Raw genomic sequence first — 25,870 nt, 5'->3', positions numbered from 1 at the left:
CTCACCAGTCCCAGGGGTCGTCGGTGACGGTGATGACGACCTTGCCGTCGACGATCTCAGCCGTGCCGGTGAGGTCGAAGGTCACGGTGTCATCGAAGGGTTCGGACTCGTCGAACATGTCGTAGCTGCCGGTCACGAGCGCCTCACCGGAGGTGTCCGAGGAGATCAGCCACGCAGGTCCGCCGTTCGGACCGGTCGCATCCGCGGGATCCGAATACTGGTCGGCACCGATGGAGTCATCGGCGACGGTCACCGTCGGATACGACGAGATCGACCACGTGAGTCCGGTGGCATCGAAGCTCTCCGCCATCGAGGAGCCGAACGGGCACCCGTCGGGCTCGGCGACGGTCTTCTTGGCGCAGCTGTCGATGAGGGTCTTGACCTGCTTGTCGACCTCGCTGCGGAACGCGTCCGAGGGGTGGGCGGCAAGCAGCGGCGTCTCCTCACCCTCCATGTCCGCGTCGTCACCGAGGAAGGCCCGCACCTCGACCGCGTCGGCGGTGATGAGATCGGACTTCTCAGCCAGATCGATCGTGTAGAGACCGGGGAAGGCCGGCAGGGACAGCGTCGACCCGTCGCTGTCGACATCGATTCCGTTGACCTTGACCTTCTTGAGGCCGGGAGTGTCGACGGTGAGGGTGAGCAGATCCGGGCTCTTGAGCGCCCAGTCGTCGAAGAACAGCGCCTTCTTCCCCGCCTTGTGCAGGGTCAGGGTGCTGTTGCCCTTGGACCCTCCGACGTCATAGGTGACCGCGACCTTCGCTGTGTCGCCTGCGAACTCGGCATCCTCGACGGTGACATCGCCGGGCAGCGCCTTGGATCCTCCGAGGACGTCGTTCGTCAGCAGGGTCCGTGACTCCTGTGGAACATCGACGTCGGCGACCTTGAGCGCACCCTCGGCGTCTCCGTCGGAGAGCTCCGCGAAGTACTTCTCCACCGTCGCTTCAGGACCGAACATGTGACCATTGAGCTGGGTGACGACGATGAGCGCGGCGACGAGGAGAAGGACGGCCCCTCCGGCCACGACCGACACCAGCGTCGTCTTCTTCTTGTCGAAGGGTTTGGCCGGACCCGCATACGGCTGCGCGGCGTACATTCCCTGCGGAGCCGAGTACGACTGCTGCCCGGCCGAACCCTGCGGGTAGGCATAAGGCTGCTGGTCTGACGGTGTCGGATCCTGCTGCGGCCCGACCGGGGCGGAGAACTGCTGCGGACCCTGCGGCGGCCCGACCGGTCGGCCCTGCGAGCCGAACCCTTGAGGCGATGCCGGCTGACCCTGATATTCGCCGGGCCCCTGCGGACCGAGTTCGCCGGGGACGGGGCCGACTTCGCCGGGGACGGGAGCGACCGGCGGCGGGGTCGGGGCGGTTGCCTGGGCCAGATCGGGATGAACGAAGGCGAAACGCGGTTCGCTCATGCCCAGATACGGTCCCCAGTGCGGATGCACGGTCCGTCCGGCGGCGATCCGTGCCAGGGCCGGGAAGGTGAGGGCGAGCCGTGGGCCGAGGGTGCGTGAGAGCACCTCGATGATCCCGCCCCAGACGGCGAAGATGAGGAACGTCCAGGCAAGGGGACCGATCCCGGCACGGGCCGCACCGGACCCACCGAAGTACATGGCCGCCTCGGCGGATCCGGACATCGACAGGTTCGCGGGAAAGGCCAGCAGCGACAGCAGGCCCCAGACGAGGCAGAACGCCACCGGCAGCTTCCAGGCACTCGACCACTGCTGTTTGTCCTGGTTGATCACGGTCCAGGCTGGACGTCGGGTGACGGTGGCGACGATCGTGGCGATCAGCACCGCGACCGCAACGACGAGCAGTCCCAGCCACAGCAGGCCGGGAGCGTCGCGACTGAACAGGGTGAGGCTTTCGCTGAACGAGTCCGAGTAGAAGCCCAGGTCACCCTGGGCGGTGGCGCTGATCCCGCCGAGGTGGGTCAGCGAGGTGAGGATGAGCCCCATGTTGACGAACGTCAGCAGCACCAGCTGGCCCGGCATCTCGACGGACAGCGGCAGGACGAAGAGCGCGACGATCGAGAATACGGCCACGCAGAGGGCAAGGTGGATCCAGGTCACCAGCAGCGGAGGGACCGCCCAGCGCAGGAACGGTGCGCCGATCGCCTCGGTGCCTTTGAAGTGCCCGGCGACCCGACCGGCGATGCTCGCGACGAGGATGACGAGCAGAGGCAGGAAGAACGACCTGACGGTGACCGCCGAGTAGGAGAAAGTGAGAGCACCGTCTTCTTCGAACGAGGAGAAGCGGGCGGCGAAGATGACCTGGAGGAGGAAGAGCACGAGCGTCATCGCCAGGGTCGCGAGCCCGATGCGGATCCACGTGGACACCCGATTGGGTGCAGGGGAGCGGCGTTCGCTGATCTTCGTCATCCACCACAGCAGACCCACGATGACGATGGTGACCAGCAGAGGTGCTCCCGTGGTGAAGAGGCTCAGCTGGGCATTGAGGCTGTCAGGGGCGTTGATGTCCAGGCGCAGCGCCGCCGAACCGAACAGAGACAGCGCCATGAGGATGAACGGCAGGGCGTAGCTGAGGCTGTCGAGGTTGAAGCCGGTCTCCTCGGTCAGGGAGCTGAATTCTGACATCGACGCGAGGATGACCGTGAGGGTGATGGAGACGATGATGCCGCCGAGGAGGGCGATCCCAGGCGGGATCAGGGCCGTCTTCCACGTGGATCCCTTCGCCAGCGCCGAGGCGAACTTCGACCTCGGGACATGTGCCGGGTAGCCCGGTGGTGCCGGGTAGAGCATGGGACCGGATTGGACGGATTGGTAGCGGCCTTGCTGGTGAGGGACTTGCTGGTAGGGGCCCGAGCCCTGCGGGAAGGCTCCGTGTTGGTAGGGATCGGGTTGGTTGGGGCCGGCGCCTCGAGCGTATGGACCTGCCGTCTGCGGATGCGAACCCGAACCCTGGGGGTACGCGCTCGCCGCTTGGGGCTGAGGGCCGGTGTTCGCAGAGTCGTTCTCGGCGGTGTTCTCGTACGGATCGACTGTCTGCGGGATGGTGGGCGTGCCGTCTTCCGGAGGCGCCCAGCGAGCAGTCTCTTCGGTGGCCTGACCCTCCGGGGCCTCGGCGTCGACGCTCTTCTCGGATTCAGGGTCCGGCTCGGGTTCGGCGCTCGCCTCATCAGAAGGCTCGGGACTCTCCTGAGCCTCGGCGTTCCGATCCTTCGGCTCCTCGGCGGCGGTCGGTGTCGTCTCGTCGGATTCGTCGTCCATACCCAGTCCTCAAATGCCGTTGCCCGACAGCTCCGCAATGTAGTTCAAACCGAAACAATCAACTGAGCAGATCAAGCATGTGTAGTTCACAACTTATATTAGGCTGTTAATGCAAGAGAAGTTCTATATCGGGACTTTTTCTGGAATACGGCGTGATCGATCTGGAGTTGCGGATGAGTACGAACCCTCCCGGACGCGGGGATGAGGACGAATGGGACGTCAACGACCGGTCGGGAAGCCAATGGTCGCCGCAGCCCGGATCTCAGCCGGGATCCCAACCGGGCCCTCAGTCGGGCAATGGCTGGGGCACGCCACCTCCGCCACCTCAGCCGCCGCAGCGCCCGTATATCCAGACCCCGCACCCGCAGAGCGGCCCGCCTCACCGCGCCGGGCAGCCTCCCCAGCAGCAGAGCGGCCCGCCTCATCCTCAGGGCACCCAGGCCCATCCCGTCGGCGGCCAAGCACACGCCGCAGGCATGCCCCCGCAGCCCGGCCAGCCCGCACACCAGCAGCCCTTCGCCTATGGACCGGGACCGTACCAGCCGGCCGGACAACCTGCGCAGAAGAAGCGCGGCGGACTGATCGCCCTCTTCGCCGTCGTCGTCATCGTGCTCGCCGTGGGCATCGGCTGGGGCGCGGCGACCTTCTTCTCGCAGGACTCCGACGACCCCGCCACCGTCGCCTCCACCGATGAACCGACAAACGCCGACAGCGAAGACGGTTCGGCCGCAGCCAGCGAAGCGCCCGAACCCACCGAGACCGAATCGGCGCTTCCTGACGATCCGAAGAAGGCCCTCGAACAGCTCGCCGACTCCGACGGTCAAGCGGCCAAGAGCGAACTCGACGGCAGATGGGTGCCCCAGCTGAGCTCGAAGAAGGTCGGCCTCGAAGCCGAAGGAAAGACCTGGGACGAAGAGGCGATCCTCGAGGAATTCGAAGGACTGCGCGAAGAGTTTCCACGAGTGAAACTCCTCTGGTCCGGCGACTTCGACAGCTTCAAGGAAGACGACTTCTGGGTCACCGTCGTCGGCATCGGCTACGACGACCCCGACGACGCTCTGTCGTGGTGCTCATCGCACGGACTCGGACCCGACAGCTGCTACGCCAAACAGCTCAACACCTCCGGTGGCCACGACGGAACGACCCGCCTGCAGGACTGACGGCCCCCTCGCCGAGGAGGCTCAGACGTGGGTATGCCGTCGGTTGTTGACAGCGAAGACCGCAAGCCCGATGACGAGCCAGACGCTGCCGATGACCAGGGCCAGAGGATTCGCGCTGACGAGGACCGCGATGAGCAGCCCGGCACCGATGACCGGGACGACGCCGTGATTGAACCAGTTCGGGGCCTCCCCGCCCTGCTTCTTCACCAGGAAGTATCCGACCACTGAGGCCTGGAGGAACACGAACGCCGTCAGCGCCCCGACGTTGACGATCGAGGTCAGCTGGTCGAGACCATCGGCACGGGTCGCCGCCCACCCTGCCACGATGACATTGCCGCCGGCGGCCACGAGGATCCCCTTCCACGGAACACCGGTCTTCGGGGCCACCTCGGCGAGGAATTTCGGCACCTGCCGGGACCGTCCCATGTCCATGAGGATCCGGGAGCCGGCGGCCTGACCGATCATCGCGGAGAACGCCGCCCCCACGGCCTTGGCCAGGGCGAGCAGCCAATGCAGCCACGAGCCGAGAGTCGAGTCGACGGCACTGTAATACGCCGCCCCTTCGAGCGCGGGATCGGCCTGCAGCTGCGCCGGGGTCAGCGGTGAGAGCAGACTGCCCACCCAGGTCTGCGCGACGAAGAAGACGCCGGCGAGCACGAGGCAGATGAGCGTGGCCCGACCGACGATCCGCGGCCCGCCCTTGGCCTCCTCGGAGAACGTCGCCAGTGAATCAAAGCCGAGATATGACAGGACAGCCACGGACACGGCCGCGAGCACCGCGGTCACGGAGAACGCATCCACCCCGGTCAGAGGGGTCATCCATCCCCGCGTCGGACCATGCTGGAGAAGGTAGGCGATGCCGAGGACGAGGACCAGGGCGAGGACGGCCACCTCGGCGAGTACGACTCCGGTGATCACGCGGGAGGCGACCTTGACCCCGGCGAGGTTGAGGCCGGTGGTGAGGACGACGGCCACGGCCACGAACACCCAGACGGGCAGGGCCGGGAAGATCGAGTTCAGGGCGATTCCGGTGAACAGATAGGCGACCGAGGGGATGAAGAGATAGTCGAGGAGGATCATCCACCCGGCGACGAAGCCGGCCGGTCTCCCGATTCCCGCCGAAGCGTAGGCGAAGACCGTTCCCGCGCGGGGGACCTCTCGTGACATGCGCATATAGCTGACCGCGGTGAAGGCCATGACGATCGTCGCGACGATGTAGACCAGAGCCACTGCACCGCCCGAACGGGCGTCGAGAGTGCCGAACACTCCGACGGCGGCCGCCGGACCGATGAAGACGAGACCGAAGAAGACGAGTTCGCTCAGGCCGATCGTCCGTCGCAGGCTCCCCCCACTCGCCGAGGCGGCCGTGCCCTCGGGCGCTGATGGATCTGTTCCGGTTCCGGATCGGTCGTCGGCAGTCGTGTCGTCCATCGTGGTGCCGTCCCTTCGCAGCGAGGTTCGATTCGCTATGTTCCGTCCGCGGTGTGCGATCGGGGAGTGTGCGCTTCAACTCTACGCGCCGGTCATGGTGTGGTTTTCGGTCCCCGATAGGATCGGGGGAGACGAAGGAGGCCCGGATGACGCATCACCCGCACATGATCCGGCCCGGTGGGTTCCCGCCGGGTGGGGTGCCTGCGAAGAAACCGTCCGTGGTGCCGGGAATCCTCCTCATCATCGCCGGAGTCCTCGGGCTCGGTGTGGGGTTGTGCATCCTCGTCATCCCCATGTTTCTGTTCCTCCTCGGAGGCGGCGGGAACGTCGATGCCTTCGACGATTTCGCCTCCGGCTTCTACACCACCGGGTTCGTCGTCGCCGTCGTTTCCGTTCTGGTGCTGATCGCCGGGATCGTCCTCACCACCGTCGTCGCCAGAAAGCGACGCAGAATGCGACCGCAGGTCTGGATGGTCAGGCCCCCTGGCGGGTCGCAGATACGGCAGCCTCCCGGAGGACCTCCAACGCCGAGGCGATGATCGGCTGAGCGCCCGAACCGCGGCGAATGCCGGAGAGGATCTTCCGCGACGGCACCGGATCTCCGCGCAGCGGCACCCGAACCACATCGAAGCCATCGGGCAGGCGGGCCAGACGAGGAATGAGCGCGACCCCGAGCCCCGCCGAGACCAACGACGCCCCCGTCTCCCACTCCCGTGACTGATGGCCCTGCTCCGGTTGGAAGCCGGCCGCCGCACACGCCGTGCGCACCAGACGGTGATACGGCGAACCCGACCGATCGAGGATCCAGGACTCCTCGGCGGCCTCACTCAACGGCACCGACGCCTTCTCGGCCAGACGATGCCCGACGGGAACCAGCAGATCGAGACGATCGCTCAACAGTGCGGACTGCTCGAATCGAGGATCGCTGCGCGGCGGCAGCGGGTCGGTGGCCACGACCACGGCGACATCGGCGTGGTCGGAGACGAGAAGATCGAAACACTCTTCGGGATCGGCTTCGATGATGGTGACTTCGGCACCCGGGAACCGCTCCATCACCGTCAGGGCCGTCGGTGGCAGCAAGGCGGCCGCGGCAGTGGAGAACCCGCACAGGCGCAGCCGCCTGTTGCGCGTGTCGTGCCCGGAGCCGAGGCCGTCGAGCTCCCCGCGGATCTCCTCCCACCGGTTGAAGAGCTCCTGCGAACGCTCGAGGAGGAGCTGACCGGCGCGAGTGAGGACGAGACCGCGGCCGCGCGGTTCGACGACTTGCACACCGAGGTCCTTGGACAAGCCTCTGAGCTGGTGCGATACGGCCGAAGGGGTGTACCCGAGGCGGTGTGCCGCCTCGGTGAGGGTGCCGACTTCGGCGAGGACCCGAAGGACGTGGAGACGTGGATCGATCATGCAATAGTATTGCACGTTTCGGATGAAGAAGATTCGCTTTTCTTCAGCATACCTGTGGCGGACACTGGGGGCAGGAGTACGAACTCCCGGGCCGCGGCCGGCGAAGGGGCCGGCAGGAGAAGCGGTCGAGACATTACGACGAGGTGGTGGACGAAATGACTCTGGCACCAGAGCAGAAGAGAACCGATTCCGGCGCGAGCGGTACTGGAGCGGGCGGGCACGGCAGGACCGACATCGACCGACTCATCGACGAACGCGTACCCGGCTACTCGTTGGCGGCACCGTTCTACATCAGCCCGGAGTTCTTCGAGCGCGACATCGAGGCGATCTTCGCCTCGACCTGGATCTTCGTCGCCTCCGCCGCCGAAGTGCCCGAAGCCGGCGACTACCTCACGATCGACATCGGCACCTACTCGGTCATCGTCATCCGCGATGACGATGGGGAGATCCGCGCCCACCACAATGTCTGCCGGCACCGGGGCACCCGACTGCTGGGCGACCTGTCCGGGTCGGTGGGCAACATTGTGTGCGGCTACCACCAGTGGACGTACACTCCCGCAGGCGAGCTCATCTCCGCGGGCGTCCAAGCTCCCGGTTTCGATCGGACCTGTTTCTCGCTGCGCTCGGTGAACGTGCGCGTCATCGGCGGGCTGATCTTCATCTGCCTCAGCCCCACCCCTCCGGACGATATCGACGAGGTCGCCGCCGTCATCGAACCGTATCTGGCAGGGCATGACATCGCCGGAACGAAGGTGGCTGCGCAGAGTGACCTCATCGAGGACTCGAACTGGAAGCTCGTCATGGAGAACAACCGCGAGTGCTACCACTGCGAAGCCGGTCACCCGGAGCTGACCTGCACATTCTTCCCCACCTACGGCTACGCACCCGACGAGATTCCCAAGCGTCTGCAGCCGGCTTACCAGCGTTACCTCGACGCCGAGGAGCAGTTGCGTGCCGACTGCGACCGCAACGGCCTGCCTTATGCCCTCGTCGAGGAACTGAGCGGACGGCCGACAGGGTTCCGAATCGAACGGGCCGCCCTCGATGGGCGGGGTGAGTCGTACACGATGGACGGGTCGGCCGCCTCGGCGAAATTGTTGGGCGAGCTCGACACCTTCGTTCTGGGCCGGGCCTCGCTGCACGTGCAGCCGAACATGTGGTTCCATGCGATGGGCGACCATGTGGTGACGTTCAGTCTGCTGCCGCTGGCCGAGGACAAGACGCTGGTGCGCACGACCTGGCTCGTCCACGCCGATGCGGAAGAAGGCGTCGACTACGACCTCGACAACCTCACAAAGGTGTGGATCAAGACGAACGAACAGGACGCGACCTTCTGCGAACGCGGGCATCTGGGCATCTCGTCGCCGGCGTATGAGCCCGGCCCCTACGCACCGACCGAATCGCAGGTCGACGACTTCGTCACCTGGTACATCGAACGGCTCCAGGCACACAAGGAGCTCAACGCCCACAAGGAGAAGGGAATGCGGCGATGAGATACCGTCACTCGACGCTGGCATCCAGGCTCGTCGACGCGGCAGCTGCGGCAGTCACTGCAGCAGAAGATGCGGCGACTCTGTCTCCGGCAGGCAAGGCGACTTTCCGTGTGCCCGCGAGGACCGGGCGGGCCTGGGCCGAGTGGCCTGCCCAGACGAGCGCGGCCGCCGGGGCTGCCTGGCCCGCTCAAGCGACCATGGCTGCTCCGGCCGCCCCGTCCACGTATCCGGCTGCGACTACCCCGGCCGTCCCGCCTGCCCCGACCGGTCAGCTTGCCGTCGTGGAGGAGCCGCTCGACCCGGAGCTGCTCACCGGACCCGTCGAGGTCACCGGCATCACGCAGGTCACTAACGACGTGAAGACCTTCGAGCTGCGGGCGGGGTGGATGTCCGCCGTCGACTTCGCGCCGGGCCAGTACGTGACGATGCGCATCCCCGAGCTCGGACTCGAGCGCTGCTATTCGATCTCCTCGGCGCCCTTCGGCGCGAACATCTTCACCATCACGGTCAAGCGCGTGCCCGGAGGGGCGGTGTCGACCCATCTGCATGACAATGTTCAGGTCGGCGATCGGCTTCACGCGGACGGGCCCTACGGGCTCTTCAGTACGAGCTTCCATCAGGCCGAACGCCACCTCTTCCTCTCCGCCGGCTCCGGGATCACCCCGATCATGTCGATGGTGCGCAGCCTGCTGGCCCGACAGGGCGGGTTCGGCACCGACATCGTGTTCGTCCACAGCGCCTCGACGCCGGAAGACATCATCTTCCGAGCCGAGCTCGAACAGCTCGCCGAGGTCGCCGGGGTCAGCGTGACCATCCTCTGCTCCCGGGGCACTGAGGCGGAGACGTGGACCGGCCGTCACGGTCGGATCGATGCGGCCACCCTCGCCGAGGTGATCCCCGACGCCGCCGATCGCGAAACCTTCGTCTGCGGCCCCGGTCCGTACATGGACGCGGTGCGTCCCCTGCTCGCCGACGCGGGGGTGTCGCAGGCTCGGACGCATGAAGAGTCGTTCGTCTTCGCCACCTCACCTGCCGATCGTCTGGCCAGGACCGGGGCGAGGGCGAAGGCCGCAGGCGGGGCCGCTGGAGTCACTGGTGTGAGCCATGCGGTCGAGTTCACGGTCTCCGGGCGCGTGGTCGACTGCGATGAGTCCACGACCGTCCTCGACTCCGCTCTGGACGCTGGACTGTCAGTGCCCTCATCCTGCTCGGAAGGCGCCTGCGGAACCTGTAAGTCCGTCCTCGTCAGCGGGGAGGTCGAGATGAAGCATGCCGGTGGGATCCGGCCGAAGGAGATCGCCGCCGGGAAGTTCCTGCCCTGCTGCTCGACGCCCCTGACCGACCTCGTCGTCGAACGGTGAGTGGCTGCCTCAGTGTTTGAGCTTCGTCTCCTTCAGCCCGTAGGTGCCGAGAACATAGGGCTCGAAGTCGACGACGTCCCTGCTCATTCCGTACAGCGCTCTCTGGTAGGCGATCGGAACGATCGGTGCCTCCTCGGCGACCTGCTGCTGGATCTGGGCGTACAGCTCGTTCTGCTTCTCCGGATCCTCTTCGGCCACGGCCTCCTCCGCCCACGTCTCCACCTTGGGATTCGCATAGCCGGAGCGGACTCCGGAGTCGTCGGTGACAGCGAGGAAATTGATCATCTGTGAGGTGTCGGAGACATCGGAAGTCGCATAGCTGACCTGGACTTGGAAGTCACCGTTCGTCCGGTTCGTCGTCAGTGTCGCATCGTCGAGCTTCTTGACGTGGACGGTCAGCCCGATGTCCTGCCACGCCTGCTGGGCGATCTGCGCCAGCAGCTCACGATCGGCGACACCCGAGGGAATCTGAATGGTGATGTCGATTCCGTCGGGATGGTCGGACTCCTTGACCAGCTGCTTGGCCTTCTCCATGTCGAACTGGCTGCTGTCGACCTTGTCCGCATGACCCGCAAGGCCCGGTGAGATGAACGAAGTCGCGGGCTTGGCATAGCCGGCGTAGACCACCTCGACGATGGACTTGCGGTCGACCGCATACGACATGGCGCGGCGCAGCTTGGGATCGTCGAGCCCCTTCTCCTTGTTGTTGAGGTTGAAATAGAGGATCTTCGTCGAGGTGAAAGCCTGGGCATTGATGTCCTGAGAGCGTGAGAGCTGACTCATGCTCAACGGTGCAGGTTCCTGATTGATATCGGCCTGGCCTCCCTGCAGCTGCAGACGACGAGTGTTGTCATCGGCGACGACGTTGAAGGTCACGGAATCCAGTGAGGGAACGCCCTTCTCCCAGTAGTCCGGGTTCTTCACCAGTTCGAGACTCTGCCCCTTATTCCATCTGCCGACCTCGAACGGCCCTGTTCCGTCGGCATGTGCGGCCATGTACTCGGCGTCGTGTCCGCCGAAGTCATCGGGATAGATCGATGCGGCGAACAGCGCCATATAACTCGGCAGAGGACCCCATGGCTGCTTCAAGTCGATGCGCACCGTCTTGTCGTCGACCTTCTTCACGTCTCTGATCGGATCGAACTCGGCCGCCCAGAGGTTGTTCTCATCCTCCTGATCGCGGGCATAGTTGAGGGAGAAGACGACATCGTCGGCATCGAGCGTCTTGCCGCTGTGGAACTTCACTCCCTCGCGCAGGTGAAAAGTCCAGGACATCTTGTCCTTGGACTCCTCCCAATCGGTTGCCAGACCCGGTTCGACCCCGGACCCGTCGGGTTTGTTGAGGGTGAGAGTCTCGTAGACCTGCTGCAGCGTCCAGATGTCTTCGTTCTGGGTCGTCGTCGGCGGCAGAAGAGTGGTGGCATCGGCGGCGCGAGCGAAGACGAGATCGCCTCCGGGACGAGCGGTCTTCTCCCCTCCCGAACCGCACCCTGCGAGGACCAGGAGGCAGGCACAGAGCGCTGCAGTCACTGCTGCGAATCTTCTGGCCATCACCCTTCGCCTCCTCGGATCCGGTTGAGGTAGGCGCTGTGGAAAGTCGGTATCGCCTTCAGCAGCGTCTTCGTGTAGTCGTCGCGCGGGGACGTGAAGATCTCCTCGGTCGTGTTCTCTTCGACGAGGCGGCCACGGTGGATGACGTAGATCCGCTCGCACAGCTTTCGGACGACGGCCAGGTCATGGGAGATGAAGAGGATCGACAGGTCGAGCTCCTCCCGCAACCGGGCGAAGAGCGCGACGATCTCCGCCTGAACACTGACATCGAGGGCGGAGACTGCCTCATCGGCGACGATGACGCTGGGTTCGACGGCCAGGGCACGAGCGATCGCCACCCTCTGCCTCTGTCCGCCTGACATAGCGGTCGGGGTGCGGTCGAGGAACTCCTCGGGCAGCCGCACCATCTCCATGAGTTCTCGGCAGCGGTCGCGCAGTGCAGATCCGGAGGCGAGACGATGATGACGGATCACCTCGGCGAGGGTCGCCCGCACCGTGTAACGGGGGTCGAGGGAGGCGAAGGGATCCTGGAAGACCATCTGCACGATCCGCCACTGTGCGCTCGTGCGCTTCTGCGCGAACTCCCTGCCCTCGACGCTCACTTTTCCGTCGTAGTCTCGCTGGAGTCCGCAGATGACGCGGGACAGCGTCGATTTTCCGGACCCCGACTCGCCGACGAGTCCGACGATTTCGCCGGGTCGGACATGCAGATCGGCGGAATCGACGGCGGTGAAGGCTCGATCTCCGCGTCCGAAGGTGACGGTGACGTTCTCGGCGCGCAGGCCGAGCGACGGTGCCGGCGTCGGCGAAGGCTGAGTCGGGGTCTCGATCATGGCGCCTCCTCGGCAACGCCCTCGTCGATGCGCGGAGTCGCTGTGAGCAGTCGACGCGTGTACTCCTCCTGAGGGGCGTCAAAGACGTCCTGCAACACTCCGTGTTCGATGATCTGTCCGTCCTTCATCACGCTGATCGTCGAGCAAAGCTGAGCGACGACCGCGAGATCGTGCGTGACGTAGAGCAGGCCGAGCCCCTCGTCCTGCTGCATGGAGCGGAAGAGGTCGAGCACCTGGGCCTGGATCGTCACGTCGAGCGCGGTCGTCGGTTCGTCACAGAGCAGAACCTGCGGCTCCTGAGCCAGCGCCGCCGCGATCATCACGCGCTGACGCATGCCGCCGGAGAGCTGGAACGGGTAGTTCGACGCTCTGCGGTCGGGCTCGGCGATGCCGACGCGGTCCATGAGCTCGACGGCGAGGTCGTGTGCCTGCCTCTTCGACAGTCCCCTGCGCTCGGCGATGGCATCGGTGATCTGGCGTCCGACCTTCATCACCGGGTTGAGTGCGATGGCAGGTTCCTGGAACACCATCGAGACGCCGGTGCCGCGGATGCGCTGGTCGAACCTTCCTCCTGGCCCGGAGGAGAGGATGTTGCGACCGTCGAACCGGATCTCTCCGTCGACGACGGTGGCTCCGGGTGGAAGCATCCCGAGGACGCTCCGCAGCGTCATCGACTTACCCGACCCCGATTCGCCGACGAGCCCCATCGGCTCACCGGCCTCGAGGCTGATCGACACATCATCGAGGATCCGGCGTCGACCGGCCTCTCCGTCGATGTCGACGGTGAGCGAGTCCACTTCGAGGATGGGCATGATCACCTCTTCGGTTTCAGTGTGTTCGTCAGTCCGTCGCCGATGAGCGCCAGTGCGAAGGACACGATGACGACGGCGAATCCCGGCCATAGGATGAGTCCGTAGTTGCCGGTGCCCATGTACTGCTGACCGTCATTCATCATCTGACCCCAGTCGGCGGTCGGTGGGACGATGCCCATGCCGAAGTAACTGAGGGTGACGACGACTCCGATGTTGAGCACGATGTCGGACATCGCGTAGATGACGCCCTGGCTGACGGTGTTCGGAATGATGTGGCGAGACAGGATCCGGGGTGTGCTCAGACCCGAGGCGCGGCAGGCGGAGATGAACTCCTGCTCTCTCAGGACGAGCACCTCGCCGCGGACGATGCGGGCGTAGGCCACCCAGGACACGGCGCTGATGGCGACGAAGATGCTGCCCATCCCGTTGCCCATGACGAAGACGAGCACGATGACGAGGACGTAGAAGGGGAACGCCGAGACGATATCGGCCAGGCGCATGATGACGATGTCGACCCATCGGCCGAAGTACCCGGCCAGCGAACCGAGGACGGTGCCGAGGAGGAAGGGCACGATGACGGCGACGACGGCGACGATGAGGTCGACGCGTCCCCCGTGGAGGAAGCGGGAGAGGACGTCACGGCCGAGCTGATCGGTGCCCAGTGGGTGCGCGACCGAAGACGGGGCGAAGGTGTTGAGCAGGTCCTGCCGGTTGGGATCATCGGTGACGAAGAGCGGCCCGATGGCGAGCAGCAGCACCATCGCACCGAGAATGACCGCACCGATCCACAGCTGCAGATTGTGCCGCCGCAGGAACGCCGGCAGGGGAAGCGTGAACCGTGCGGTCGGCGTCGCCCGGGACGCCGTGCCGCCGCGGGTCCGCGGTGGCTTGCCTCCGGAGCCACCGGGGCCGGCCGTCGCGGGGGAGGTCATCGGTTCGGTCATCAGGCCCCCAGACGCACGCGCGGATCGACGAGGCTGTAGACGACGTCGGTGAGCAGGTAGACGAGGACGACGAGGACACCGAAGATCACGGTCAGGGCCTGCACGACGTCGTAGTCGCGGGCGAGGACGGCTTCCATGAGGAGTGAGCCGACTCCGGGTATCGCGAAGACGTTCTCGACCACGAGCGCACCGCCGACGAGGTGGCCGACCTGGATGCCGAGGATCGAGACACCCGTGATTCCGGCATTGCGGAATGCGTAGTCGATCACGGTCCGCTTCCTGCTCAGTCCCTTCGACAGGGCGAAGTTCGTGTACTCGGCCGACATCGAATCGTTCAGTGCCGCCGTGAGGCTGCGGATGAGCACGGGGCAGATCGTCAGCGCCACAGCAAGTCCGGGCAGGACGAGGGAGTAGAGGTGCTCACCGAAGTTGCTGCCGTAGCCGCCTACCGGGAAGATTCCCAGGTTCACGCCGAGGACGAGGATGAGCAGCGTACCGACGAAGAACGCCGGCATGCCTTGGACGGTGGCGGCGAAGACCCTGGACACGATCGCCGAGGCGGCTGATCTCTTTGCGGCCACCCACAGTGACAGCGGGACGGAGATGACGACAGCGAACACCAGGGACACGAGCATGAGCAGCAGCGTCGCCGGCATCCGCAGCTTCAGCAGCTCGAGCACCGAGGTCTGGAAGATGAATGACTGTCCGAAGTCACCGACGAGGAGGCCCGCGAGGAACTGGAGATACTGGATGATCATCGGTTCGTCGAGACCCCAGGCCTGACGAAGCTGAGCGACGTTCTCCGGAGTGGCTTTGTCGCCGAGATAGGCGGCGGCGGGGTCCCCGGGGGCAAGCTTCATGAGGATGAAGGACAGCGTGGCGACACCGAGGACGATCGGGATCATCAGCAGCACACGCCGGAGGATGTACTTGCCCACGGCTGGCCTCCTGCGACTCCGAAGTGTGACCTGGATTACACCTGTCAGTCTATTCGCACTACGGCTTGCCTCTGCGATTCGGGATGCGGCGTGTCGGTCCCTACTGTGAGGCGATCGCGGTGACGATCGTCTGGATCTGAGGGATCAGTTCGTCGAGTGCGCGCCCCTGCCTGTGCAGCCACTGATCGATCTGTGCGGCCGACAGAACTGCCATGACCGCCTCGGCGCGGGTTCGGATCAGATCGGACTCGGGTGCGTTCGCTGCCGACGGCTCGGGGGTCTCGTTCGTCCAGATGTCGGTGATGAGGATCTCCACGTGGCGTCGCCAGAAGGGGTAGGTCTCTCGGTCGAAGCGTCCTTTCGGGGAGCTGCTTTCGGTGAGGAGCACGAGGTCGAGATTGCGCGCGATGTGGTTGAGGTAGGCGGCGACGAATGCTCGGAGGCGCTCGCCTCCTGAGGCGCCGGGCCCCAGTGGGGGCGGCCCCTGCAGCATTTTGGCGTGCATGTCCCTGACGCGGTCATCGAGCAAGGCGGAGGCGATCCCCGCCTTGTCGGTGAAATTGCGGTAGAGGGTGCCTTTGCCGACCCCGGCACTCCGCGCGAGTTCGTCCATCGTCAGCCCGTCCACTCCGTGCTCGACGAGGATGTCAGCGGCCGCATCGAGGACCTTCCGCCGATTTCTCTGCGCATCGGCGCGCAGAGGTGCCTGCGAGGGGACCAAGGGGAGAAGCTTCTCGTCCCCACTTCCATAAGCGGACTGCGGTCCGATAATCTCTTCCATACCCGGACTATAGTCCGCATCGATCTCGACTTCGAGGAGGCAGCAATGACATCGATCATCGTCAACGAACACGGTGGACCCGAACAATACGTGGTCACCGCTGATGACTCCAGCACATCCGCCGCGCCCGCCGAGGGTCAGCTGCAGGTCAGTCTGAGCAAGTCGGGAGTGAACTTCCTCGACGTCGTCCAGCGACGTGCCGCCCTGCCCACCCCCTTCCGCGCCGGAGTCGAAGGGGTCGGCACGGTCACCACCGTCGGTGACGGAGTCGACGGCTTCTCCATCGGCGATCGCGTCGGCTGGATGGCCGGCGGTCAGGGAAGCTTCTCAGCGACCGCGCTCGTCAATGCCGACAAGGCAGTGCCGCTGCCGGATGACATCGATGACGAGACCGCTGTTGCCGCCCTCATGCAGGGCATCACCGCCCACTATCTGACCACGGACACCTACCCGGTCTCATCCGGCGACGTCGTCCTCATCCACGCGGCCGCCGGTGGCCTCGGTCAGCTGCTCACCCAGATCGCGGTGCTCAAGGGAGCCACGGTGATCGGCACGACCTCCTCCGAGGCCAAAGCGGAGATCGCCCGGAAGAACGGCGCCGCCCACATCTTCGGCTACGAGGACTTCGCCGAGAAGACCCGCGCAGTCACCGACGGCCGGGGCGCCTCGGTCGTCTACGACGGGGTCGGCAAGACCACCTTCGACGGCGACCTCGAAGCCGTTGCTACCCGCGGCACCATCGTCGTCGTCGGCAACGCCAGCGGACCGGTCGATCCGGTCGACGTCAATACCCTCAACACCTCGGGCTCGCTCTTCCTCACCCGTCCCACCGTCGCCGACCATGTCCGGACCCCGGAAGAGCTCCGCACTCACACAGACGAGATCTTCGGTTGGATCCGCAGCGGAGACCTCAAGATCGATATCGGCGACCGGTTCCCCGTCACCGAGGTGGCCGCCGCCTTCACAGCGCTCGAGTCCCGGGCGACGACCGGAAAGATCATCCTCGAGCACTGATCGACGAGGAACGGAGACTCACCGCAGCACGAACCCGGGCACGAGGTCATCGAGCGGGTCGATCTCGAAGGTCGAGGTTGCCACGCGGTGGGCACTGCCGCTGATGACCGGAACGACGCCGTCAGCGGTCTCCTCGAGCACTCTCGCCCGAAAACGCGTGCCGACGATCGACTCATGGATCAGCGTCTGCCCCGGTCGAAGCTCACCGGTGGCATGGAGAGCGGCCACTCGAGCCGCCGTTCCCGAACCGCAGGGTGAGCGGTCGACCTGACCGTCGGCGAAGACCGTGACATTGCGCTGATGCAGCGCCCCGTCGGGCAGGATCCCGAACCGGTCGACGAAGATCGTGCCGTAGACGCCGGAGAGGCGGTCGTCCTCGGGATGGACGGTGTGCGGATTCTCGGCGAGACCCGCCTTGATCTCCCTGCCGACGGCGATGAGCGCGGTGAGATTCTCGGGAACGACCTGGCGACCGGGGGTGCCGAACCCGGTCGCGTCGACTGCGGCGGCGTCGAACTCCGCGGTATCGACGATCGCGTAGATCGCCCCACCCCATGCGAGGTCGACCGATACCGGTCCCCGGCTCGTGGGCACTGTGATCCGAGAAGTGATGAGTCGACTGGGCACATTGACGAAATCCACCGAGGTGGCCCGCCTCTGAGCATCGGTGTGCACCTGCGCACGCACCCGACCCGAGGGGACGTCGATCGTGACCTCGGTGATCCCGGACGGGTCGACGGTGACGATTCCGGACGCCACCGCCCACGCCCCGAGCGCCATCGTCCCGTGGCCGCAGGCCGTGGAGAAGCCGTCCTTGTGCCAGAACAGCACCCCGAAATCGGCCCCGTCATCGTCGGGGGCGGTGATGAAGCCGCCGTACATGTCCGCATGACCGCGCGGCTCGAAGCACAGCAGCCTGCGCAGATCATCGACCGCCGAGCCCGGCACGGCCAGCGCCCGACGCTCGGCCACGCTCGCGCCGGGGATGTCCACGGGCGGTTCGGCCACGATCCGGAACGGTTCGCCGGCAGTGTGGAAATCGATGCTCGTGCAGATCGTGCTCACAGACCCATGCCCACTCTCAATCCTTCCAACACCGCCGCATGCACATTGCGGGAGGTGACAGCGTCACCGATCCGGTACAGCGCGAACTTCGGCCCCGCCTCGGCGTCGGTGGATGTGCTCTCCGGGTCGGCACCGGAATCCGGCTGAGGCCGTCCCCGCACCCACGCCTCGAGATCCGTCGCTCCGTGGTTCGACGACTGCGATTTGAGCTCGAAGTAGACCTCATCGTTGGGGGTCGTCCCGAAGTCGACGACCACGGCATCGGTGACGACCTCGGTCTCCCGATCCGAATAGTCGTTGCGCAGCATCGCCACGATCTCCTTCCCCTCGATCCGCGGCTTCTCCGTCAGGCGCTCGCCGAGGCGGACCTCGACCCCGAATTCGGAGAACGCCTGCAGATAGGCGGGGGAGTTCATCGATCCCACGTCGATGCCGATCGTGCGTTCGGGGCTGACGTAGGTGACCTGCTGGCCGCCCCGAGCCAGACGTTCGACGGCGTCGAGGGCGGGGTAGAACCCGTGGTCGTCGAAGACGAGCACCCGCTGCTTCGACTTGAGCCGGTCGTCCATGACGTCCCAGACGTCGAAGCTCGGGCCCTGCTCACGGAAGGGATACCCGGCGTCGGGGACTCCTCCGGTGGCGACGATGACGACGTCGGGGTCCAAGGCGAGGATGTCGTCCGCCTCGGCGAAGGTGTTCAGGCGCAGATCGACACCGTGCTTCCTGCACTGCTGGGCGCGCCAGTCGATGATGCCGATGAGGTCGCGGCGACGCTGCGAGCGGGCGGCGAGGCGGACCTGCCCGCCAGGGGCGTCCTCGGCCTCGAGCAGGGTCACGCGGTGCCCGCGCACGGCGGCGACGCGGGCGGCTTCGAGCCCGGCGGGACCGGCACCGATGATGACGACATGCTTGGATCCGGTCTCGACGTCGTGGGGGATCTCCTGCGGCAGGTCCGCCTCCCGGCCGCTGGCCGGGTTGTGGATGCAGGTCGCCGCTCCCGAGGTGTAGATGGAGTCGAGGCACATGTTCGCACCCACGCAGGGCCGGATGTCATCCTCGCGCTTCTCCTCGATCTTCGTCACCAGATACGGATCGGCCAGCTGTGCTCGGGTCATGCCGACGAGGTCGAGGCAGCCGTCCTCGATCGCGAAGCGGGCGGTCGGAGCGTCAGCGATGCGCGCGGCGTGGAGAACGGGGAGATCGATGGCCTCACGGATGCGTCGGCAGGTTTCGAGCCAAGGTGCCGAGGGTGTGCCCATGCCCGGGATCGCCTCGGCGAGTTCCCGGTCAGAGCTGATCGTCCCGACATTGAGGTTGAGGAAGTCGATGCCGTGGGCCGCATATTCCGTGAGTGCCTCGATGGCCTGCTCCTCGGACGTGCCTTCGGCGACCTGCTCGAGCACTGACATGCGCACGCCCAGCGCCATTCCGGTGGACTCCTTGCGCATCGCGTCGATGATGCGCAGGGGGAACCGCAGGCGGGCTGAGAGGTCTCCGTTGTACTCGTCGTCCCGGTCGTTGAATCGGGAGGCGAAGAAGTAGTCGATGAGGTGTCCGGTATGGAGGAATTCGAGCCCGTCGAAGCCGGCCGCCTTCACGCGCGCCGTGGCCGCGGCGAAGTCGTCGACGACCCGCTCGATGTCGAAGTCCTCCATCGCCTTCGTGAACGAACGATGAGTCGGCTCGCGATGGCGGCCGGCTGAGATCAGCGGCAGCCAGTCGGCAGTGAAGTTCGAGTTCCGCGGCCCCAGATGCGTGAGCTGGATCATCACCGCAGTGCCCTCGGCGTGGCAGTCCTCGGCGATCGCGGCCAGCCACGGAATGACCTCGTCGGTGGAGAGATCGACGTTGCCGAAGGCGGCGGGGGAGTCCTTGGAGACTGTTGCCGAACCTGCGGTCATCGTCAGGCCGACTCCACCACGTGCCTTCTCCCGATGGTAGAGGCGGTAGCGGTCCTTGGGCATGCCGAGTTCCGTGTAGGCGGGTTCGTGGGCAGTGGACACGATGCGGTTCTTCAGTTGCACCGGCCCCAGCGTGAACGGTTGGAGCAGCGGATCGGCGGACGCTTTCGCCGCGGGCGTGGTCGGTGCAGATGTGCCGGGTGCGGGTTCGGCAGTCATGGGTTCCTCCTTCGTTGCAGGAACGTCATTGTGGGAACGACTCCGGTGAGGAGTCGAGGTGGGTAATCGATTACCGACTACCTACGTCAATGGTGCGATCTCGCGGTTATGCTGTCAATAGTCGGCGAGCAGATCGGGGCTCAGAGATCGAGCCGGCGGGCCGACCGCGATTCGAAGGGGTGTGTGAGATGGAGCGAGTGAGACCGCAGGCCGAATCGCTGCGCGAGCAGGCATTGGGCATCATCCGCGATGCCATCACCGCAGGTGAGCTCGCGGAGGATCGCATCTACTCCGCTGCTGGCCTCGCCAAGCAGCTCGGCATCTCGCTCAGCCCGGTGCGTGAGGCGATGATGGCGCTCGTGACCGAAGGGACCGTCGAAGCCGTGCCCAATCGCGGCTTCCGCCTGGTCACGATCACCGAGGCGGACCTCGAGGAGATCATCGCCATCCGCGTCCTTCTCGCCGTTCCGGCCGCCCGCAGCCTGGCCGAGGCGGGCAGCGATGACATCGTCGGCCGTGCGGCGGACGCTGACGGCGAAGCAGGCGGGGCGAATGCAGGGCCGATCTGGGCGATGAAAACAGCGACCAAGGCCGAGGCGATCGCACGACTGCGAGATTTCGCCGAGGCGACTGTCGCCGCCGCCGTGGCCGGCGAATTCGCGGAGTTCTACACGCAGGACCGCCGGTTTCACGAGGCTCTGCTCGAGTTCGGTCTCGGCGGGCGGGCGGCATCGATCAGTCTGCGCCTGCGCGATCAGTCCCGCCTCTACCGGCAACAGGACCACATCGGGGCCGTCGCAGTGGACTCGGCCGGCGAGCTGCCGAGAATCGTCGATCTCATCGAAGCGGGAGACTCCGCCGAGGTGGCCGAGCTCGTGACGTCGAACCTCTACTTCTTCAAACGGTTCCCGGCCACGACGGACGCCGAAGGCTGAGTCGTCACTGTCGAGCCTTGCACCTTTCGACAGACGCGCTGCGGCTTGAACGAGGCGATTGCGGCGCCGTTGCATCGATGCGACCTGGCGAATCGGCACACCTTTTTCTCAACTGCACAGGGAGGAACGTGAGGAGTTCAGAGAAGACAGTGCCGAAATAGCCTTGGCTGCCTGCCCACGCCTACGAACCGCACCGAGAAACGACGCTGGGCCGCCCGGAAACGGAACGGCCCAGCTTCTTCTGCACTCGATCTGGCATCGCAGCCGATCAGGTTCTCACCTCGATCAGGCAGGTGCCTTGTCGGGGTCGATGTCGACGATCGGCATGGAATCGATGTCCATGTCCGGGTTGTCCGCCTGGGTCCGTGCCAGCTCCTCGGCCTCTTCGTGGGTGTTCACCGTCGGGAACGAGCCGGGCAGCGGCCTGTGTGCCGATTCCTTCATGAGCAGCACGGCGACGAGCGCGACGACCGAGAAGAACATGATGTAGAACGCGGGCATGTACGAGTTGCCGGTGAGGTCGATGAGTGCCTGAGCGAACAGCGGCGTGGTGCCGCCGAACAGGGAGACGCCGAGGTTGAACGTCAGCCCCATCGCACCGTAGCGCGACGCGGTCGGGAACAGAGCCGGCAGCGTCGAGGCCAGGCACGCGATGTAGAACCCGGCGGGCAGGGCGACCATGAACAGGGCCACGATCACCGCCCACATCTCACCGATCTGCATGACGGCGAACGCGGGAACGATGAGGACGATCGTCATGATCGCGGCCGCGAGAAAGACGAACTTGCGTCCCAGCCTGTCGGAGAGCCTGCCGATGAGCGGCAGGCACAGCGACATGATGACGAGGACCGGGATCGTGGCCACGGCGGCCTGGACGTTCGAGACCTTGACGGTCTCTTCCAGATAGGTGGGCATGAAGCTCGTCAGTGCGTAGCCGACCGTCTGGGAGCCGGCGACGACGGCGATGCCGATGAGGATCTCCTTCCAGAAGTGGCGGACGACGCCGATGAGACCGTGGCGGGCGTACTTGTCGTCCTTGACCTTGACGTCGCGTCCGGCTTCCTCGCTCGACTCGAAGCTCGGGGTCTCCGGGATCTTCAGACGGAACCAGATGGCGACGGCACCGAGCGGGATGGCGATGAGGAACGGGATCCTCCAACCACCGTCGAGCATGGCGTTCTCGCCGTTGATGGACGTGGTGACCACTGTTGTGATGGCCACGGTTCCGGCACCGGCGGCGAAGCCGAGGTATGAGCCGACATCGAGCCAGGAGGCCCAGTAGCCGCGGGACTTGTCCGGAGCGAACTCGGAGACATACGTGGTGGCACCGGCGTACTCGCCGCCGGTGGAGAAGCCCTGGATCATCTTGAGCAGGTAGAGGGGGACGATCACCCACAGGCCGACCTGGGCCGCGGTCGGCAGGACGCCGATGAGGGCGGTGGCGGTGGCCATCGTGGCCATCGTGAAGAACAGGACCTTCTGTCGTCCGATCTTATCGCCGAGCGGTCCGAGCACCATGCCGCCGAGCGGGCGGACGAGGAAGGACACGGCGAAGCCGAGGAGGGTCACGAGCAGACCCATCTGTCGATCCATGCCTTCGGTGAAGACCGAGGTCATCGTCACGGCCAGGTAGCCGTAGACACCGAAGTCGAACCATTCCATGAAGTTGCCGACTGTGGTGCCGCCGATGGCGGTGCGGATCGATTTTGTTTCGACGACGATGCAGTCATCGGCCTCGAACCGCTTCTGTTTCTTGATCGCACGCCGTTCCCTGCGGGTCGGCTTCTTGTCTGTCTGCGCGGGTCTGTCGTGGGCCTCTGGCATCAGTGGTTCCTCGTTTCAGCTGCTGCTGGGCAAGTTGCAGTGCCGAGTCGCCGGAATGGAGCGAACTCTGCGCGGCAGTTGCTGTCGAATTTCGACAATGCAGAACATCCTTACGTGGCGGTGAAAGCATGTCAATAAAAATTGTGACACAGTTCACGCCGAATGCACCCGCGGGCAGTTGCCTTCGTTGGAATCCGTCCAGTGGTCCAGAAGATACGCAACAAGGATATAGCCTAATTCGCAGTGCCCCTTGTCCAGTGACGTTGTCGCCCGAGGACATCGGGATCGGCCGGAGCGCTGACGGAGTGCTGACGGAGCGCTGATCGATCAGTACCTGACGACGCGATAGGTTTCGAGGCCGGGATCGACGGCGCCGCGGACGTGACCGGAGGGGCTCGCCGCCACGGCCTGGAGGAAGCCGATGGTCTCGCCGGTGATCTCCTCACCGGGCAGCACATTGGGGATCCCGGGCGGGTACGCAGCCAGCGAGCTCACACTCACCCGTCCGACCGCCTCGGCGGCGGTGACGAGTTCGGAATCGGCGAAATACGCCTCACGCGGGGTCATCGCCAGCCGGCCGGCCGTGGGCAGCGGCGGGAGGGCGGCTGCCGGGCTCGTCGCCGAGGCGGAGTCCGCGGTTTCGAGGCGCAGGGTCTCCAGGGCATCGATGAGGCGGCCGATGTCCGGGGACTTTCCGATGCCGATGAGTGCGACGAGGGTGGTCGCCGTCGACATCTCGGGGAAGATGTCGAACTCCTCGGCCAGGCGCTTGCGGACGGTGTGTCCGTCGAGGCCGGTGGCGGTGATGTCGATGGGCAGGCGGAACGGGTCGATGTCGACGACGTCGGCATGGCCGAGGAACTCGCCGGAGAGCAGGTGGTAGCGGTCGGTCGCCTCGATCTGCGCGCGGATCTGGCGGATGTTCTCCAGCGAATCCGTGATCGCCTCGGTCGAGGTCATGAGTTCGCGGCGGGCCAGGTCGATCGAGGCCATGAGGTGCGCGTTCTCGCTCGTGGAGGCGGTCATCATGAAGGCGCGGGCCAGCGCCGGTTCGAGACGATCGGCGAACTCGGTGTCACCGAGGTGGAGCAGCGCGGACTGAGTGAGCGAGCCCGCGAGTTTGTGCGTGCTCATGATGACGATGTCGGCGCCCTGGGTGACGGGGGAGGCCGGCAGGTCCGGGTGGAAGCCGAAGTGGGCGCCCCAGGCGGCGTCGATGATCAGTGCCGCACCCGATTCGTGAGCCGCCTCGGCGAGGGCTTCGACGTCGGCGACGGCACCGAAGTAGCTCGGGGTCACGAGGTAGACGGCGGTCACCGGCTCGGGATGACTGCGGATGGCCCGGCGCAGGGCGTCGGGGGTGACGCCGTGGGCGATGCCGTTGACCTCGTCGACGTTGGGGTAGACGAAGCCGGGGTTGAGTCCGGCCAGCACGATGCCGTCGATGAAGCTCGAATGCGCGCTGCGCTGGGCGACGACGCCGGACCCGAGGGTGCCGACGGCCAGGGCGGCCATGCGGTTGCCCTGCGAGGAGCCGTTGGTGAGGAACCAGGTGCGGCGGGCGCCCCAGGCCTCGGCGGCCAGGCGCAGGGCTTCGTCCTTCGGGGTATCGACGCCGAGGTCGATGCCGTCGAAGAGCGGGGGGATGTCCAGGGAGAGGGTGTGCTCGCCGAAGAATTCGGCCTGACCTGCGGAGATGCCCTCAGTCGTGCCTCCGTGTCCTGGGGTGGACAGGAACAGCGAGTTGCGGTCGGCCGCGTGTGCCAGAGCTTCGGCATAGGGTGCGCGGGACTGCGTGAGGGCGGGATGCGTCGGTGACCCCGAGGAGGTGTGCGGGGCCGGGGGCATGGGGGAGTCCTGGTGCACGGTCATGCGTCCAGATTAAGGAGGCGAGCAGGTCCGAGAGAATAGCAACTTTCCTCCCTTGCTCTATAGTCAGTATTGAACTCAATGGGGGAGAGCAATGGGACCTCTGGATACTCGCGGGCTCACCGCTCTGCGTGCCGTCGCCGAGACCGGATCCGTGGCCGCGGCCGCCGCGCAGCTGCAGTGGAGCCAGCCGACGGTCAACCACCATCTGCGCAATCTTGAGCGGGCACTGGGCGCCACTCTGCTCGATCGCACACCGCGCGGATCGCAGCCGACGACCGTGGGCAACCTCGTGGTGACCCGGGCCGTGGAGATCCTCGGTCTGTGTCAGCGGCTCGGTGCCGAGGTGGCCCTCTGGCGGGAATCCCAGGCGGTGCCGGTGCGCATCGGGGCCGTGCCGACGGTCGGTGCCCGTGTCATCCCGCGCCTGCACGATCAGCTGCAGGTCCGCCCCAGGTGGCAGACCCGTGATGAGGCGGTCGCCGGCGACCGGACGGATGTCCTCACCGCGGCCCTGGACGTGACGATGGACGAGCACGCGAAGCTCGTCTCCCGGCTCGAATCCGGTGACCTCGACCTCGCACTGCTCGTGTCGACCGATCTCGATCGGACGTGGATTCCGACGACGCTCACCGCCGCCCACCTGTATTCGGAGAGGCTGTTCCTGTGCGTGCCGAAGTCCATCGGCCCGATCGGCGTGGACGACCACGGGCTGCCGGACCTCAAGGCACTCGTCTCACAGACCTGGGCGTTCAGCATCGACCCCGGTGACGCCATCGACGAGGTGGTCCGCTCCTTCTGTCTGAGCGCGGGGTTCGAACCCCGGGTGGGAATGCGGATGGATGACTATGCGGCCATCAACCGGATGATCTCGGCGGGATTGGCGGTGGCGATGATCCCCGAGTCCTCGCTGTCGACCGACCCGGACATCGAGGTCATCCCGATGCCGCTGAGCGACTGTCGCCGCGATGTGCTGCTCGTGTCGCGTGCCGCACAGTCGCCGGTGCGCACCCGCCACGATCCGATCGTGGATGCGCATAACGCCGCCATCGCCGAGGTGGTCGCCGACGTTCGTACCGTCACCCGGCAGTGGCGGTGATTGCGCG

Annotated in this window: 20 protein-coding genes; 7 read left to right on the top strand and 13 right to left on the bottom strand. The window is 65.8% G+C overall.

Features of this window, described 5'->3' with window-relative positions; translation table 11 throughout:
- Window position 1 precedes the first annotated feature (1 nt).
- Window positions 2-3,232: a hypothetical protein gene (locus FHG09_RS17735; protein WP_227492848.1), complete on the bottom strand. Its 3,231-nt coding sequence runs from the start codon at window positions 3,230-3,232 to the stop codon at window positions 2-4.
- A 173-nt stretch (window positions 3,233-3,405) separates the two neighbouring features.
- Between FHG09_RS17735 and FHG09_RS20155 the strand changes: the two genes are divergently transcribed.
- Window positions 3,406-4,392 carry a hypothetical protein gene (locus tag FHG09_RS20155; RefSeq protein ID WP_227492857.1) on the top strand — a complete coding sequence of 329 codons (987 nt, stop codon included), beginning with the start codon at window positions 3,406-3,408 and terminating at the stop codon, window positions 4,390-4,392.
- Window positions 4,393-4,413: 21 nt separating this feature from the next.
- Here FHG09_RS20155 and FHG09_RS17725 read toward each other — a convergent pair whose 3' ends face one another.
- Entirely contained in the window at window positions 4,414-5,823 is a 1,410-nt protein-coding gene (locus FHG09_RS17725; RefSeq protein WP_152348964.1) for an APC family permease, read from the bottom strand.
- A 146-nt stretch (window positions 5,824-5,969) separates the two neighbouring features.
- Between FHG09_RS17725 and FHG09_RS17720 the strand changes: the two genes are divergently transcribed.
- Window positions 5,970-6,362, top strand: a complete 393-nt coding sequence (locus FHG09_RS17720) for a hypothetical protein (RefSeq protein ID WP_152348963.1) — start codon at window positions 5,970-5,972, stop codon at window positions 6,360-6,362.
- Here the strand turns inward: FHG09_RS17720 and FHG09_RS17715 are convergent.
- Window positions 6,298-7,224: a LysR family transcriptional regulator gene (locus FHG09_RS17715; protein ID WP_152348962.1), complete on the bottom strand. Its 927-nt coding sequence runs from the start codon at window positions 7,222-7,224 to the stop codon at window positions 6,298-6,300. The two genes, FHG09_RS17720 and FHG09_RS17715, sit on opposite strands and share 65 nt — an antisense overlap.
- A 155-nt stretch (window positions 7,225-7,379) precedes the next feature.
- On the opposite strand from FHG09_RS17715, the gene FHG09_RS17710 reads away from it, so the two are divergent.
- Window positions 7,380-8,717, top strand: a complete 1,338-nt coding sequence (locus tag FHG09_RS17710; protein ID WP_152348961.1) for an aromatic ring-hydroxylating oxygenase subunit alpha — start codon at window positions 7,380-7,382, stop codon at window positions 8,715-8,717.
- Window positions 8,714-10,078 carry a hybrid-cluster NAD(P)-dependent oxidoreductase gene (locus tag FHG09_RS17705; RefSeq protein ID WP_227492847.1) on the top strand — a complete coding sequence of 455 codons (1,365 nt, stop codon included), beginning with the start codon at window positions 8,714-8,716 and terminating at the stop codon, window positions 10,076-10,078. The genes FHG09_RS17710 and FHG09_RS17705 overlap by 4 nt, the downstream gene beginning before the upstream one ends.
- Window positions 10,079-10,087: 9 nt before the next feature.
- Here FHG09_RS17705 and FHG09_RS17700 read toward each other — a convergent pair whose 3' ends face one another.
- From FHG09_RS17700 to FHG09_RS17675, 6 genes are all read right to left on the bottom strand, one after another.
- The gene (locus FHG09_RS17700) at window positions 10,088-11,629 is read right to left on the bottom strand and encodes an ABC transporter substrate-binding protein (RefSeq protein WP_152348960.1); all 1,542 of its coding nucleotides are present in this window, start codon (window positions 11,627-11,629) and stop codon (window positions 10,088-10,090) included.
- Window positions 11,629-12,462 carry an ABC transporter ATP-binding protein gene (locus FHG09_RS17695; RefSeq protein ID WP_152348959.1) on the bottom strand — a complete coding sequence of 278 codons (834 nt, stop codon included), beginning with the start codon at window positions 12,460-12,462 and terminating at the stop codon, window positions 11,629-11,631. The genes FHG09_RS17700 and FHG09_RS17695 overlap by 1 nt, the downstream gene beginning before the upstream one ends.
- Complete coding sequence (locus FHG09_RS17690; protein ID WP_152348958.1) at window positions 12,459-13,274, bottom strand: ABC transporter ATP-binding protein; 816 nt, start codon at window positions 13,272-13,274, stop codon at window positions 12,459-12,461. The genes FHG09_RS17695 and FHG09_RS17690 overlap by 4 nt, the downstream gene beginning before the upstream one ends.
- 2 nt (window positions 13,275-13,276) lie before the next feature.
- Window positions 13,277-14,218, bottom strand: coding sequence for an ABC transporter permease (locus tag FHG09_RS17685; RefSeq protein ID WP_152348957.1), 942 nt, complete (start codon window positions 14,216-14,218; stop codon window positions 13,277-13,279).
- Window positions 14,218-15,156, bottom strand: coding sequence for an ABC transporter permease (locus tag FHG09_RS17680; RefSeq protein WP_152348956.1), 939 nt, complete (start codon window positions 15,154-15,156; stop codon window positions 14,218-14,220). The genes FHG09_RS17685 and FHG09_RS17680 overlap by 1 nt, the downstream gene beginning before the upstream one ends.
- Window positions 15,157-15,256: 100 nt before the next feature.
- Window positions 15,257-15,937: a TetR/AcrR family transcriptional regulator gene (locus FHG09_RS17675; protein ID WP_152348955.1), complete on the bottom strand. Its 681-nt coding sequence runs from the start codon at window positions 15,935-15,937 to the stop codon at window positions 15,257-15,259.
- A gap of 45 nt (window positions 15,938-15,982) precedes the next feature.
- Between FHG09_RS17675 and FHG09_RS17670 the strand changes: the two genes are divergently transcribed.
- Window positions 15,983-16,951, top strand: coding sequence for a quinone oxidoreductase family protein (locus FHG09_RS17670; protein ID WP_152348954.1), 969 nt, complete (start codon window positions 15,983-15,985; stop codon window positions 16,949-16,951).
- Window positions 16,952-16,969: 18 nt separating this feature from the next.
- On the opposite strand, the gene FHG09_RS17665 is transcribed toward FHG09_RS17670, so the two are convergent.
- Both FHG09_RS17665 and FHG09_RS17660 read right to left on the bottom strand, forming a co-directional pair.
- Complete coding sequence (locus FHG09_RS17665; protein WP_319803271.1) at window positions 16,970-18,016, bottom strand: proline racemase family protein; 1,047 nt, start codon at window positions 18,014-18,016, stop codon at window positions 16,970-16,972.
- The gene (locus FHG09_RS17660) at window positions 18,013-20,136 is read right to left on the bottom strand and encodes an FAD-dependent oxidoreductase (protein ID WP_152348953.1); all 2,124 of its coding nucleotides are present in this window, start codon (window positions 20,134-20,136) and stop codon (window positions 18,013-18,015) included. Before FHG09_RS17660 ends, FHG09_RS17665 begins: the two co-directional genes overlap by 4 nt.
- 188 nt (window positions 20,137-20,324) lie before the next feature.
- Here FHG09_RS17660 and FHG09_RS17655 point away from each other — a divergent pair, with 188 nt between their 5' ends.
- Entirely contained in the window at window positions 20,325-21,071 is a 747-nt protein-coding gene (locus FHG09_RS17655) for a GntR family transcriptional regulator (protein ID WP_152348952.1), read from the top strand.
- A gap of 285 nt (window positions 21,072-21,356) precedes the next feature.
- Here the strand turns inward: FHG09_RS17655 and FHG09_RS17650 are convergent, their stop codons facing one another.
- Window positions 21,357-22,895, bottom strand: coding sequence for an MFS transporter (locus FHG09_RS17650; protein WP_152348951.1), 1,539 nt, complete (start codon window positions 22,893-22,895; stop codon window positions 21,357-21,359).
- A 327-nt stretch (window positions 22,896-23,222) separates the two neighbouring features.
- Window positions 23,223-24,767: an aminotransferase class I/II-fold pyridoxal phosphate-dependent enzyme gene (locus tag FHG09_RS17645; RefSeq protein ID WP_227492846.1), complete on the bottom strand. Its 1,545-nt coding sequence runs from the start codon at window positions 24,765-24,767 to the stop codon at window positions 23,223-23,225.
- A 91-nt stretch (window positions 24,768-24,858) separates the two neighbouring features.
- Here FHG09_RS17645 and FHG09_RS17640 point away from each other — a divergent pair, with 91 nt between their 5' ends.
- Complete coding sequence (locus tag FHG09_RS17640; RefSeq protein WP_152348950.1) at window positions 24,859-25,863, top strand: LysR family transcriptional regulator; 1,005 nt, start codon at window positions 24,859-24,861, stop codon at window positions 25,861-25,863.
- Window positions 25,864-25,870 lie beyond the last annotated feature (7 nt).

This window comes from Brevibacterium sp. CFH 10365 (genome assembly GCF_009299785.1).
In the GTDB taxonomy this organism is placed as follows: Bacteria; Actinomycetota; Actinomycetes; order Actinomycetales; family Brevibacteriaceae; genus Brevibacterium; species Brevibacterium limosum.
Note: the sequence above shows the minus strand (reverse complement) of the source record. Positions and strands in the feature narration are given on the sequence as shown.